The organism is Acinetobacter sp. H1(2024) (assembly GCF_046557555.1).
GTDB lineage: Bacteria > Pseudomonadota > Gammaproteobacteria > Pseudomonadales > Moraxellaceae > Acinetobacter > Acinetobacter seifertii.
On sequence record NZ_JBKGFO010000002.1, the window covers coordinates 44346 to 59445 of the forward strand.

Sequence of the window (15100 nt, forward strand, 5' to 3'; positions counted from 1 at the left end):
AAACTTAATTATCAATTAATTAAGTTAACTGAGCAGCAGCAATTTTCTTAGTATCTACTTTATCAGCAGCATTTGTATATTCGCCCATTTGGTCGAAATTCAAATATTTGTAGATGTCAGCAGACATACTGTCAATTTGAGCTGCATATTGTTGATATTCTTCTGGAGTTGGTAATTTACCAAGTACAGCAGCAACAGATGCAAGCTCAGCAGATGCTAAGTAAACGTTAGAACCTTGACCTAAACGGTTAGGGAAGTTACGTGTAGAAGTCGATACAACAGTTGTGTTCGGCGCAACACGTGCTTGGTTACCCATACATAATGAACAACCAGGCATTTCAGTACGTGCACCAGCACGGCCATAAGTGTTATAGAAGCCTTCTTCCATTAACTGGTGTTCGTCCATACGTGTTGGTGGAGCCAACCATAAACGGGTTGTTAATGAACCGCTTGGTACTTTCTCAAGTAACTGACCAGCAGCACGGAAGTGACCAATGTTAGTCATACAAGAACCGATGAATACTTCATCAATTTTGTCACCTTGAACGTCAGAAAGAAGTTTTGCATCATCTGGATCGTTCGGGCAGCAAAGAATAGGTTCTTTGATTTCTGACAAATCAATTTCATACACTTTAGTGTATTCAGCATCCGCATCAGCTTTAAGTAGGCTTGGGTTTGCTAACCATTTTTCCATGTTTTCAACACGGCGAGCCATTGTACGAGCATCACCATAGCCTTGTGAAATCATCCACTTAAGCATTGTGATGTTAGAACGTAAGTACTCAGCAACCTTCTCTTCAGAAAGTGTGATTGCACAACCAGCAGCTGAACGTTCAGCAGAAGCATCAGAAAGTTCAAATGCTTGCTCAACTGTTAAGTCAGTTTCCATTTCTGTTAAGTCGATTTCTAAGATACGACCAGAGAAGATGTTTTTCTTACCTTTTTTCTCAACAGTAAGATCGCCTTCTTTGATTGCATAGTAAGGAATCGCATGTACAAGGTCACGTAAAGTGATACCAGGCTGCATTTTACCTTTGAACTTAACAAGAACTGATTCAGGCATATCTAGTGGCATTACACCAGTTGCAGCAGCGAAAGCTACAAGACCCGAACCTGCTGGGAACGAAATACCAATTGGGAAACGAGTATGCGAGTCACCACCAGTACCTACTGTATCTGGAAGAAGCATACGGTTTAACCAAGAGTGGATAATACCGTCACCTGGACGTAAAGACACACCACCACGGTTCATGATGAAGTCTGGAAGTGTATGTTGCATTTGTACGTCAACTGGCTTTGGATAAGCAGCAGTGTGACAGAAAGATTGCATAACTAAGTCAGCAGAGAAGCCCAAGCAAGCTAAGTCTTTTAACTCGTCACGAGTCATAGGACCAGTTGTATCTTGAGAACCAACTGTAGTCATCTTAGGTTCGCAGTAAGTACCAGGAATTACACCTTGACCTTCTGGAAGACCACATGCACGACCAACCATCTTCTGAGCTAAAGTGAAGCCTTTGCCAGTTGCAGCAGGTTGTACTGGAGTACGGAATAATGTAGATGGTGCAAGACCTAAAGCTTCACGCGCTTTAGCAGTCAAACCACGGCCAACGATCAAGTTAATACGACCACCTGCACGTACTTCATCTAAAAGAACTGGAGTTTTAAGTTCAGACTCAGCGATTTGCTCACCGTTTTTGAACGCAGTTACTTTAGCTGCTGAGTGATCAATCTTAAGAACGATTTCGTCACCCATGTTCATATTCGCAACATCAATTTCTACAGGTAACGCACCAGCGTCTTCCATAGTATTGAAGAAAATTGGAGCGATTTTAGAACCTAAGCAGAAACCACCGTCTTTTTTGTTTGGAATGTGAGCGATTTCGTCACCGAAGAACCAAAGCACAGAGTTTGTTGCAGATTTACGAGATGAACCTGTACCAACAACGTCACCTACATAAGCAACTTGATTGCCTTTAGCAATAAGCTCTTTGATTTGATTTAATGGACCAACTTCACCTGGTTTTTCAGGATTGATACCATCACGCTCATTTTTCAACATTGCGTTTGCGTGTAATGGGATATCCGGACGGCTCCAAGCGTCTTGAGCTGGAGACAAGTCATCGGTGTTTGTTTCACCCGTTACTTTGAATACAGTAAGTTTGATTTCTTCTGGTACGTCTTTACGACTAGTGAACCATTCAGCATCAGCCCAAGATTGTAAAACAGCTTTTGCATTTGCATTGCCAGCTTTAGCTTTGTCAGCTACGTCATGGAACGCATCAAATACAAGTAATGTTTTTTTCAATGCTTCAGCAGCTAAGCTACCTAATTCAGCATCATCTAGAAGCTCAACTAAAGGCGCTACGTTATAGCCACCAAGCATCGTACCTAGTAAATAAACTGCACGTTCTTTAGAAACTAGCGGAGATGTCGCTTCGCCTTTTGCAATCGCTGCCAAGAAAGCTGCTTTTACGTAAGCTGCTTGGTCAACACCTGCAGGAACACGGTTTTCAAGCAAATCAACCAAGAATGCTTCTTCACCTGCCGGTGGGTTTTTTAATAACTCAACAAGTTGAGCAGTTTGAGCATCATCAAGTGGCTTCGGTGGGACTCCGAGTGCGGCACGTTCAGCAACGTGTTGGCGGTAAGCTTCTAGCACGGTGTTCATTCCTCTTTTTTTAAAAAATTACTTGTAAATTCCAGCTTTCACAAAGCTTCACAAGTAATATGGACTACAAAATTTTACTAGAGTTCAAGCTAAAAGTTAATGCGCGCGGGGTGTTTCTCCGTGATGCCCATTATTTTGTAACTAAATACCCCTGTGTAAATAATGATCTTAATGACTGACTTATCATGCGATATTTTGAATTGAAAGAACACTCCACCTTAGTGGAGTGTTAACGATGTCTTGCACACTTAGAACTTTTTGTAGTTTGGCATTTTGTCATGTGGTGTAACTAAGCATTCATCTGCCATTTGTTTTCTAATTTTTTCTTGTAGGGCTTCTGGGTTAGTTTTTAGCTCATCTTGTGGAATAGCATAAACTTTCTCAATAATATTCAAGATGAATTTTTTTGTGATCTCATCTTCAATTTTATTTGCATGCTCAACCGCTTGAGACTTTTCAATTGCTTGCTGACGGTCAAACACAATACTTCTAGCCGCATTACCAACACTGGTACAAAAGCCATGCCATTGTTCTTCTGGTGTCAAAGGTTTTTTCTCTGTACAGCCGACTAACAACATTCCCATCAAGACAAATAAAACTTTTTTCATCATTACTCTACACAGACTAAGCTGCCCACATCATACTGAATCTGACAGACTTTGCAAAAACTGCCATAAAAAAACCGAGATACCAGCTCTCGATCTTTTATATGAAGTGTCAAAAATATAGGTCACTTTACTCAAATTAATTAAAGAACTTAATATCAGTAGGTGTAGATATTTTTGCAGCATCGCCAGCAGGTTTTAAACTACCGCTTTTTGCATCAAAACGGAACAAACTGATGTTATTACTATATACATTCGTCACATATAGATATTTACCAGTTGCATCGAAAGAGAAAGCTCGTGGTTCAATGCCATTAGCTTTATAAATGACTGGTTGACCTAACAACCCATTTTGTTGAATTTTAAATACCAGAAGTTTGTTGTCTGCACCACGATTGGCAGCGATGACATATTTGCCATCTGGACTCAAGATAATTCCACTCGCACTCTTAAATTCAGGTGTTTTATCTTCGTGTACCAACTTTAGCTCAGCTATTTTTTTCAAATGTCCATCTTGTACATTGAACGCTACAATCTCACTTCGCATTTCTGCGGTAATGTACGCATATTTGCCATTTGGAGAAAAGACCATATGGCGCGGCCCAGAACCATGAACAAACTTCACATCTCGACTGCTGTCTGCTTCAAGTGGTTGGGGTTTGTTAGGGTTATAACGAAAGGCATAGACTTTGTCATTTCCTAGATCACTCGCATATAAATACTTACCATCTGGGCTGAAAGTTGTCGAATGTGCATGACCACTTTCCTGCCGACCTTTGACATGGCCAGAACCTTCCGCGAAAACAATATTCTGTACCATTTCACCTATATGTCCATTTGGTAAAATTGGCAAAACGGCTACACCACCACGACCTTTATCAAATGCAGAATAGTTCGACACGAATAGGAATTTACTATCTAAACTGATTGAGGCGTGTGTTGGATGCCCACCATGGCTATCTACTGTGTTTAGCACTTCTACCTTTCCGTTTTGAACTGATAATGCAGTGACTTCTCCTAAATTTTCTTCATTTGTTGTATATGCAAAACGGCCATCTTTCGATTTCACAATCCAAGAAGGACTTTTCATTTTTAAAACTTTAATAGGAGTTAAAGTCCCATCCCTATTAACTTTAAACTGGTACAAACCTTCACTGGCCTGCTTTGGCTTTTGCACAAGTGGTGCATTAGGAATAGATGTCCAAGTTCCCACTAAAGCGATTTGTTGGTCTGCGGCATTAACTATGTTACCCCACCCAAGTGATATAAACGTCAACGACAAAGTTGCTGTTAATTTCTGAATCAATCCACGATATTTAAGCTTTATATCGTTATCCTTGCTCTCTGTAATTTCAACACAAGTAACTTTTTTCACCGGCATTTCCTTGAAAAATTCACCTTATTTGTAATTATCAACAAGGCTTTATCGATCTAATTTCATTTAATGATTTTGAAAATTAATTTATAAAACAGCAATTTTCAAGTGAAGTTTCTTTAACCAGAATCGTGTTTAATATGTGATTACTTCAAAGTAAATTAATGATCTATATGAGAATTATTAATTTTTTTAAAATGGTATAACCTTAATAAAATAAGAGCCCACTTAAAGTGAGCTCTTAATTCATACATTTAGAAACGCCAGTTGTAGAATAAGTCGATCGCTCTTTCTAAAGACTGACTTGCTTCTAAATATAAACGGCGATTCATTTGATAACGTAAGGTAAGCTTATTGACTGGCGTAAATACACCAACACCATAACGAATAAATAAGTCAGGGGTGATATATCCAGTTAAGCTTACCTGAGTATCATCCCCTGTACCTTGGGCATCTAATGCAAGTCCACTTAAGCCAAAAGTACGACCAATTTGATTCGTTAAAGCGCGAGTACCACCTAAGCCCATACTAATACCAGCAGCAGCAATAGTATTGTTTACATCAGATTTAAAACCTTCCGAATTACTTAAACCGCTTGAACCTTCATTAATACGACCTGTTACCAATGCATTCAAGGCTTCTTGTTCAGACAAACCAGCATCATTATAAACTTGAATACTTGGTGATGACGCAGTACCCGTAACACGCACACCAACCATACTGCCCTGAACATTTTTATTGGCATCAATATCTAAAGTCGGGTTTGACAGTGGCCCATTGAAACGAGCAATTGCACGATTTAAATCTAAGCTTTGACCATATGCTTCAATTTTCACTTTTTGACTTACACCAATAGCACCCATCGCGCGCATTGCAGTTTCATAACCACGTTGAGTCAAGTTCAAACGACCAACTAAAGGAATATTACTGTTAAAGCCTTGGAAGATTACTTGGTTACCAATATTCACCGAAATATCAGCACGAATATCCCAAGGTTTAGCTGCGCGTAAAATTGCAAGTGGGTCTTGGCCCTGACGGACGATACGCACATCTGAAGATGTATTAATGACAGGTGCAGTTGTTTCAGGCATTGAAATACGTGCACGAGGAACATCTACAGACCCTTTCAAACTTAAACGTTTATCGAAAGGATACATATCAAGTGTCAAATTCGGATTTGCAATTGCTGTAATTAATGGTGCTTGGCGTACCAGTAAGTTATCACCTTTTAAGTTCAACTGTAGACGCGGTGAATCTTTCCAGTCGAAACTGCCTTTAAGTAAACCTACCCCTTGTCCGCTGTTAAATGCACCATCAATTGTTGCCATATCCTGACGAATAGATGAATACACTTGTACGTTGGTTAAGTTCACTGGCAGGGAAATCATACTGATCGCCCCGTTTTTCAATCGCATTTCACCCGTAAATTGAGGTTGGGTTAAAGTACCATTTACTTTACCAGCTAAAGCTAACGTACCACTCATTGAGCGTACATCTTGAATAAATGGTTTCAAAACTTTTAATTGCACATCATTAAAGGCCACCTCACCACGCATTGGCATAGAGGGTTGGTATGGATTAATAATGACATTTGCATAGCCAGTACCAATATCAGGTGTTTTCACGTCAATGCGTAACAATAGACCATCTGAGATACTCTTCGCAATTACACTGAGCTCATCATAATTCAGCGTGGTTGGCGGGTCTTGAGGATCTTCCGCAGCTAGGCCTAGTTCACCTTTTCTAGTCACTAAACGTGCATCAAGTTTAGGATGCCCACCATTTACCCAAGAAGCTTTTGCATAACCATTGAGCTGACCTGTCATTGCCAACCCTTCTGGCATAAACGCAGCAAAATCACCTAAATCCAGATTTTGGGTAACAAATGAAATATTACCTTGAGCTTTACTTACACGTACAGGTTGATCAAGACATAACTGACTATTTTTACTCTGCCAACAATGTTGCCCAACAAATAATTCAGAACGTGCTGATGAGAAAATAATAGGTGCATTTTGATTTTGTGCTAAACGAATTCGTCGCGAATCAAAACTTCCTTTTTGAATTTGGCCTAACCAATCATTATTTTGGTTAAAACCACCTGCCAACTGAACATAGAATTTAGAAACATTATTATTTGCCTGCACTTTTAATAAATGCGCTTTCCGTGTTCCTGTTAAATTAACTTCAGCGGACTGAATTAGACGGCTACCACTACGTAAATTATCTAACTTAGCTGTAAGCTGGGTTGGTGTTGTTTCAGATGTTGGGAGTTCACCCTGTATACGCAGTTTTTTAATGCTCACTAAATTAGTATACGCAAAGTTATCAACTGCAATATTCGCTGTAGCTTTTAGGCGAGGTTGAGATTGGACACTCAAATCCCCATAGGCACGCCCACTCAAACCAGGATACAACTCATAAAGTGCAGGTGCATTAAGCTTAATTTTTAAATTTTGCGCATTACCCGTTGCTTGTAACTGGTTTTGTGCATAAACCAAAAATAGATTATTCGCTTCGAATTGTTGAGGTAAAAAGCCCTTTTGGTTCGAATCCATAAGTACAGATAAGTTACCTCTACCTCTCACTGGCTTGTTATTCAAAAATCCTGCAAGATTCAACTGTTGAATATCAATACGCTTTAACTTATCAGACCAAACACCTTGCGTTTTTACATTTCCTGAAATTTCGCCTTTTACACTTGAAGCAAAATATTGAGGTTTAAAACGTACAAGCGAGCTGTTGATATCCCAAGCAATACGATCTTTTAAGTTTACTGAGCCAGTCGCATAGATTTTTCCAGCAACACCATCATGTTGTAACTGGTTAATTCGAATAAACTCTGGAGTACCCGCAATAGAGAACTTTAATAATCCATTCGCCTGATTAAGTGCTTTCAAAGATCCATCATAATTAACTGCAAAACCTTTAAACCCACCACCTGCTTTAACATCATTAAATAATAAAGCAGCTGTACTTTTCCCTGCTAGCGCAACCGTTTCTTGGCTTGCTTGAGCCAATTGACCTTTTAAATCGATTTTTTCAAGTTGAATAATTTGTTGATTTGGCTTTGCAAAACCACTTGCTTTGATTGATCCATTAAGTAGGTTAACAGGTGCTGCTGTATGAATACTTTGCGGATTAAAGTCTTTTGCATTTAATAAGGCATTCCAAGCCAGCTGACGTTTTTCAGTAGGCAATAAAACTTTGGCTTGGCCTGTAAGGCTACCTTTTTGAGCAGCAAAACTAAAACTAGGAACATTAAGAATATTATCTTTAACATTCAACGTTGCAAGATATTGTCCTGCTGGTAATAGAGTCTGTTCATGCTGATATACTTTGGTTGCGACTTTAATATCTTGCTGACCATCTCGCAAAGTCAGATCAACTTGTCCACTATCACTGCTTAACCAACCTATATATGGCATAGCACGGTCTATTTTCGACCAAGCCACATTCATAAACATTGGTTGAGGTTTTTTATTCTTTTCAGGTGCTTGGTTTAATTTAAGTTTCCAAGATTCATAACGATCGAAGTCTACATTCGCTAATACTTCAGTGCCTTTTTCTAAAGAACCAGTGGAAGAAACTGCTGCATCTAAACTTGGTGGTAAGAAGTCCTGAACGACTTGGGGAATCGCTTTATCTTTAGGATTAACATGATCTAAACGACCTTTTATGTCCCAAGTAACATGGTCTTTCCAGCTCACTAACCCTTTAAGGTTAATTGCACCTTTCATGACTTGGCCATTAAAATCAGTAATATTCAACTGATGTACTAAATCAGTATTCATTAAGGCGTTGTATTGGCCTTCAGGTAAGTTCGCACCTTTTAAATCTGTATCAAGTGCTAAGTTAAGCTTTTGAACATTACCCTGAAATTTAATAACACCATTTTTAGCAAATAATTTTTGATCAACCAGTAAAGGCAAGTGATAATTTTTAAGTAACAAAGCCCCTTGCATTGGAACTTCATGACGAACTGGATGTAAAACAACCCAGCCAGTTAAGAGGTCTGGTGTTGTCGTTGCTACGCCAGCTTGTAATGTATCTAAACTTCCTCGGGCTGCAACTTTTATATTTTGAATATTTAAGCTTTTTAAAGAAGGAATTCTTAAATCTGCTGTCGCATTAAGCGGATATTTCCCACTAAAGTCCATGTTTCCTGTTGCGTTATGTACAGAAAGATAACCCATATCCATACTTGAGTTTTCAAACTTCAGCTTTGTCTCTGACCACAGCGCATCGTTTAAGTGGACATCATGAAAATTTACAACAGAACCCGAATTTTTAATTTCTAAATGATCAACATCTGCCTTATCTATACGTAAAACAAATGGTAGTTTTATAGGTTTAAATCCAAATGGTTTATCTGACGGCGGCGCTTTATTAATAATGATTAAGTTGCGTACATCTGCGTTGCTTAAATGGACTTCTTTTTCTAATAGTAAAGAACGCCATCCTAAGCGAACATCAGCTCTATCTAAAGTAACATCGACTTCTGCCAACTGAACAATAATATTTTTAAGGATAATTCCCCTAAGTAAATTACCCCCTTCATACTCATATTTAATGACTTGTTGAGCTTGTAAAACACGGTCTAATAAAAAACGGCTTCCACGGTCAGTCGACATCATAATAATGATGGAAGCAACAAGTAATAAAAGTATGATTAATATTGTCAGCAAGAAGCTACGCAAAATACGTCGCTTCTTAGGAGAGCTTGGTGCCGAAGTGGGCTGCTGTTCTACTTCCGCCATAAAATAAACCTAATAAAATTTTATTTTTAAAGTTGTGGACCAATAAAGAAATGCAAACGAATTGGATGATTTTCATCAGAAATACCCGAAGCTACATCCAAACGAATTGGGCCAATAGGTGACTTCCAACGAATACCAACACCAACGCTATAAGCTGTCGGGTTACTAAAATTCTTATCGTAAGCATTACCAAAATCAGAAAAAATTGCTGCTCGCCAACCTTCTTTGAATTGATAGTTGTATTCCAGAGAGCCTACCGCTAGAGCTTGTCCCCCAATTTTATATCCATCCACTTCTGGAGAAAGACTTTTGTAGTCAAACCCACGAATTGTTTGGTCACCACCTGTAAAGAATCTTAAATTGTAGGGAACTTTATCAAACTCATCTGTAAAAATATAACTAAGATCTGATCTACCCACAAACTGATGGTCATCATTCTCACCTAAAGAATAAATAAATCTCCAACCAGCTGTTGCAATTGCCATATTGGCATCTGAAAGTAAACTGCTACTTCCCAGTTCTAACTTATAACTTTGTTTAAATGCTTTAGTTGGATTTAAACGTGTATTACTTGAAGTTTTAGAAGTTTCATAACCAAACAATAACGCTTCTTGCTCTGAAGCGGCAGTTTTAAAAGCATCGGGTAACTCAGAAATATCGACATTTCCTTTTTGAGTTAAACGATCCAGACGATAACGAACTCCAATGGTATGTTGCCAATCACCTAACGGTTTTTTAATAACGCGCTCTCCACCAAACACGGCAGATTCGGTTAATAAACTGACATCAGGCCCAATATTATCTCTAGTCTCACGTTCATAACCACCCACAATGTTAAAGTAGTCATTTAATGGGTGTTTATAAGGAATACTATAACGGCCATCTATGGACTGACGAATTTGAGAAAGCTCAAAGTTCGCGTCAAATGAATGACCATATTCGTTCACAATTGAACGACGATATTGACTACGTAAGCGAGCTCCCGTATCGGTACCATAACCCACACCAGTTTCCAGACTATTTAATCTGTCTGCATTTAAAGTCACAATAACTGGAATTCTTTTTTCTTCACGTGCTTTGGCTTGTAAACGGTCTTGTTCCGATTCTTGCTCTTCATGATCTGCTGCAGTTTTTAAAGCAGCTGGAGCTGCAGCTAATTGTGCATTTTCAGTCCCAGCAAATTGTTTTTCGTCTACAACATTTTGACTAACCTCTTTAGTAGGTGAGGCTAATTGACGTGCTTTAGCAAGTTGTTGTTGCTCTGGAGAAAGCAGTTTTGATTCGTCAATCGTAACATTCTGCTGATCGACCAGTGCTTGTAAATCTGGAGGTAACTCAAGCGGCTTTTCAATTGGATCAGGTTTAATTGAATCGACCAGAGTATAGTTAAAATACCGCGAGTTAGTCAGGTTATTAGCTAAAGCATTTACACGCCAAAATGTATAGTCATCGCCCTCTTTCCAAGGCGCCATACTTTCCAAAATATTTAATTTGATAGGTAATGGTTTTGAAGGATCGCTCATACGAAACTCAACCTTACCAAGCTTGTATCGCTCACCCGTTTCATATTTGAGATTAATATCTGCTTTGTTTTCAGGTTGGCTGACTTTTACATCGTGTAACCGCCAGAATGCATCAAAGTATCCATTATTTGATGCAGCATCTACAATTCGGCTTTTAGTTGTTTCATACAGACCATGGTTAAAAATATCTCCTACATCTTGGTCTGGAACTAAACGAATAACTTGGAACTGTGGTTGTTTTGCACCTGCTCCACTAAATTCAATATTTTGTTCATTAATTCGAACAGGTTCATTTGGTGTGACTTTTACGCGTACTCGACTTGCACTTAATTTTTCAAAACGAAATTCGGCATTGTAATAACCTACAGCTTGTGCGGCTTGGTTACTTAAACTTCTAAGCTGTGGTAACGCAGAATTAAAATCTTCAAATGATTCTTGGGTAAATGTAGATAACTTACCTTTGATATTTTTAGCAAGATCATCCGGTGCACCACTAACCTCCGCAGTGATACGTGGAATTTGTTCCATCGGAGTCACACGCGGCGGACGAATTTTATTGATAATACGTTTAAAGAAACCTTTCTCTTCAGGTGGTTCTTCTGTAGCAGCTGTAAGTTCTGGTAAAGTTTTTCCCGTTTCATTTGCTTCGACTACAATCTTACTATCCGATTGAATCTCACTCATGAGTTGGTCAATATTTACAGGTGCTTGAGTAATTTCATGTAATTCTGCTTGAGATGCATCATTGACCACCATTTCTGGATGTTTTTGAGTTCCATTTTGGAAGTTTTGCGCCTCAGTTTTTGCCTCTTCTGCAACCCGATAAATTTCATTTGCCATACTCTGATCAACGGGCATAACAGGTAAGTCATCAAGGTTATCAAGCGTAATTGGCTTAAATTCTTCAATCTGATTTGGAAATTGTTCTTGTTGTTGCAATATAGCCAAGCTATCTTGTTGCTGCTGTGCTTGAGTTACAAGCGTCGCAACATCCGTAATTGGAACATCATTTTGGTTATTTGTACTCGTTTGTTGTAGTGATAAATTAGCTACCGTCTGTTGGGCTGCTGGTGTTACTGTTTCTGCCGAACTTTCGGCATAACAAGGAGTAACACATAAACTTAACAATAAGCTGCTACAAATAAGTTTAGGTATACTCTGCATTTTTAAGATTAAATGCATAGAGTGAGAAAGAGTTGACTGTTTAAACTTAATTTTAGAAGGCATGGAAAACTCTAAACTTATTTTTTAATAAACGCACCAATATGAGGATAAAACTCACTCGAAACCATTGATTTTTCATTTAATCAAGCGTTAAAAATATCATACATGGTTTTCGATGCAAATTAACACTCGGTCACATTTTTTAATAAAACTCAATGAAGCTTGCACATGATGAAACAAGATGAATCCCTGATGACATCACGTCGGTTTGTACCGATGTTTTTTACACAGTTTTTTGGCGCATTAAATGACAATGTTTTTAAGCAAGCTTTATTGTTAGTCATTACGTATGGTTGGATTCAACAACAATCTGCCCCAGTAAGCACACTCAATAATTTAGCAGCATTATTGTTTATATTGCCATATTTCTTTTTTTCAGCAACTGCTGGACAAATTGCAGACAAATACGAACGATCACAACTTGTACGCGGCATAAAAATCTTAGAAATTATTATTATGCTCATTGGTTCTGCTGGCTTTTTATTGGGGCATTTATGGTTGCTACTCTTCGCCTTATTTTTAATGGGTACACATTCAACTTTCTTCGGCCCAATTAAATATGCCATTTTGCCTGAAATTTTAAAACCAAACGAACTCATGTCGGGTAATGCCTTATTTCAATCTGGTACATCGATGGCGATCTTGTTCGGCATGATTTTAGGTGGTGCCGTAATCGCATCATCAGAAGGCAATTTACTGTGGATTAGTGTGACTGTAGTCGCTATTGCTTGCATAGGCTATGTGTTTAGTCGCTTTATTTTGCCACAGAAAGTTGCTGCGCCAGATTTAGATATAGACTGGAACTTTATTCGGACAAGCTTCCAAACCATTACATATGCCAAAAGTTTACCGTTAGTATTTACCATTTTATTAGGTAACTCGTGGTACTGGTTTTATGGGGCAACTTATTTAACGCAAATTCCGCAGCTCACTCAGCAAAATCTTCATGCATCGGAAAATGTAGTTAGCCTGTTACTCACCTTCTTCTCTGTCGGAATTGGTGTGGGTTCATTACTTTGCCGTAAAATTGGTGGTTCGGAAATCAACATTAAAATGGTGCCAATCGGTGCAATTGGCCTTACTGTTTTTGCACTTTACCTTGCAGCCAGTCTAGCTTTTGTACCTGAAAGAACTGGAGCATTACTGACCTTAAAAGATATTTTCACTCAAGGTTGGGTTTACTACCACGTCATGATTGCTGTGACTTTATTAGGTATCAGTGGTGGTTTTTATATTGTTCCTTTATATGCCATGATGCAGGCTTACTCACCACGCTCACATCGTGCCCGTGTTGTTGCAGCGAATAATATTTTAAATGCTGTATTCATGGTTTCTTCTGCAATTTTCTCAATCTTAATCTTAAGTGTTTTAAAAATTGATATTAAAATACTATTTATTATTACAGCTGTACTTAGTGCAATCTTTAGTATCTGGCTTCTCGCCCGACTAAAACCAATGCTTGCCACAGCACATCTTTCTTTGGAGGACTAATTTATGCGCCACTACACAGGAATTGATCAACTTATTAACTCCTTTGATCAGGCATTACGTAGTCTTGTCCCAGGTGCAACCGCAGCACAGCGCCAAAATCCAGCTGAAACGGCTGAAACAAAACTTGGAGTAGAAGATGCTCGCCATGTTGCGGGCTTAATGCGTGTTAACCATAGTGGTGAAGTATGTGCTCAAGCGCTTTATCATGGACAAGCATTAACGGCGAAATTGCCAAATGTGCGCCGCGAAATGCAACAGGCAGCGATTGAAGAACAAGATCATTTAGCTTGGTGCGAAGATCGTTTAAAGGAGTTGAATAGCCATACAAGTTTATTAAACCCTATCTGGTACGGGCTATCATATGGTATGGGCGCTCTTGCAGGTATTGCTGGTGATAAATATAGCTTAGGCTTTGTTGCTGAAACTGAGCGTCAGGTAAGCATGCATTTGCAAGATCATTTAAACCAATTACCTGCTCAAGATGAACGCTCTCGTAAAATTTTAGAGCAAATGAATGAAGATGAATTACATCATCGTCATACAGCGCTCGAAGCAGGTGGTGTTGAATTACCTTATGCTGTAAAAATCAGTATGACCGCTATTTCAAAATTAATGACTAAAACCAGTTATTACCTTTAAAAAAATAAAGGATTGATCTTGAATGGATCAATCCTTTTTTCAAATCTTATTTTAATCCGTGATCATATTTGAAACGTTCAATATCTCGAATTGAGTTCCAATAGTTACGATTAATACGGTCACGATCAATTTGTAGATCTCTTAAAAGCTTACGATAACGTTCACGTTCTTCTGGCTTTAATTTTTCGTTATAAGCACTGTCAGAATACTGCTTAAACTTTTCATCATAACGGTCGTATTCATTTTTTGCATTGTAGTAATCTGAGGCAGCTCGATAATAAGGTCTTAAACGATTACGCTGTTCGATTGGGCATACATTAATATTACCGTTCCCCTCTAAAGCGTTATAAAAAATGTTTGATGGCTGGCAATAATACCCTAGACCTTCTTTGTAACCACGTTCATATGACTTTTGATCTGGAACAATATTAGCTTTTCCACATGCTTTGTAATATTGATCTAAACGAGGTGAAGAACCTTTTGCTCCATCTTTCTCACCCACTAATGACCAATTTGCCGTCTTACATTCTTCTACGCTCATTGCAGCACAACCCGAGAGGCTGATTGCTAAAATGGCTAAACCGATATTTTTCATATTAAGAGAACTCAAAAATAAAATTTAAAAAAACGCAAAAAATAAAATTCCATTACATACCTATATAAGTCCTACTTTATTCGAGACTTATACATAAATGTTTAACTGGATAAGCATTTTAAGTTTAAATCAGTTTCACCATCTGACCAAATGATAGAGTTCAATTTCCAACCACATTTAACTTTAGAAAGTGAAATCCGTAGAAGTTTTATATCTCTCC

Annotated in this window: 7 protein-coding genes and 2 pseudogenes; 2 read left to right on the forward strand and 7 right to left on the reverse strand. The window is 38.4% G+C overall.

The window, feature by feature from the left end; all coding sequences use genetic code 11:
- Nucleotides 1-19 precede the first annotated feature (19 nt).
- The 6 genes and pseudogenes from ACLCEG_RS05865 to ACLCEG_RS05890 all read right to left on the reverse strand — a co-directional run.
- The gene (locus ACLCEG_RS05865; protein ID WP_004700901.1) at nt 20-2659 is read right to left on the reverse strand and encodes a bifunctional aconitate hydratase 2/2-methylisocitrate dehydratase; all 2640 of its coding nucleotides are present in this window, start codon (nt 2657-2659) and stop codon (nt 20-22) included.
- A 257-nt stretch (nt 2660-2916) separates the two neighbouring features.
- Nucleotides 2917-3279, reverse strand: a complete 363-nt coding sequence (locus ACLCEG_RS05870) for a hypothetical protein (RefSeq protein WP_031944952.1) — start codon at nt 3277-3279, stop codon at nt 2917-2919.
- A 133-nt stretch (nt 3280-3412) separates the two neighbouring features.
- Nucleotides 3413-4654, reverse strand: coding sequence for a lactonase family protein (locus ACLCEG_RS05875; protein ID WP_410566612.1), 1242 nt, complete (start codon nt 4652-4654; stop codon nt 3413-3415).
- Nucleotides 4655-4902: 248 nt separating this feature from the next.
- A complete protein-coding gene (locus ACLCEG_RS05880; RefSeq protein ID WP_410566614.1) occupies nt 4903-9408 on the reverse strand; it encodes a translocation/assembly module TamB domain-containing protein in 4506 nt (1501 codons plus the stop codon).
- 26 nt (nt 9409-9434) lie between these two features.
- Nucleotides 9435-10514 (reverse strand): annotated as a pseudogene (locus ACLCEG_RS05885) (autotransporter assembly complex protein TamA); the annotation flags it as partial.
- Between the two features lie 59 nt (nt 10515-10573).
- A pseudogene (locus tag ACLCEG_RS05890) lies at nt 10574-12158 on the reverse strand (POTRA domain-containing protein); the annotation flags it as partial.
- Between the two features lie 165 nt (nt 12159-12323).
- Here ACLCEG_RS05890 and ACLCEG_RS05895 point away from each other — a divergent pair.
- Both ACLCEG_RS05895 and coq7 read left to right on the forward strand, forming a co-directional pair.
- Nucleotides 12324-13646 (forward strand): MFS transporter, encoded by a 1323-nt coding sequence (locus ACLCEG_RS05895; RefSeq protein WP_077164885.1) that lies wholly within the window; start codon nt 12324-12326, stop codon nt 13644-13646.
- 3 nt (nt 13647-13649) lie between these two features.
- On the forward strand, nt 13650-14285 hold the full coding sequence (coq7, locus tag ACLCEG_RS05900; protein WP_004700887.1) for a 2-polyprenyl-3-methyl-6-methoxy-1,4-benzoquinone monooxygenase: 636 nt from the start codon (nt 13650-13652) through the stop codon (nt 14283-14285).
- A gap of 46 nt (nt 14286-14331) precedes the next feature.
- On the opposite strand, the gene ACLCEG_RS05905 is transcribed toward coq7, so the two are convergent.
- On the reverse strand, nt 14332-14880 hold the full coding sequence (locus ACLCEG_RS05905; protein WP_410566616.1) for a DUF2799 domain-containing protein: 549 nt from the start codon (nt 14878-14880) through the stop codon (nt 14332-14334).
- Nucleotides 14881-15100: the final 220 nt, after the last annotated feature.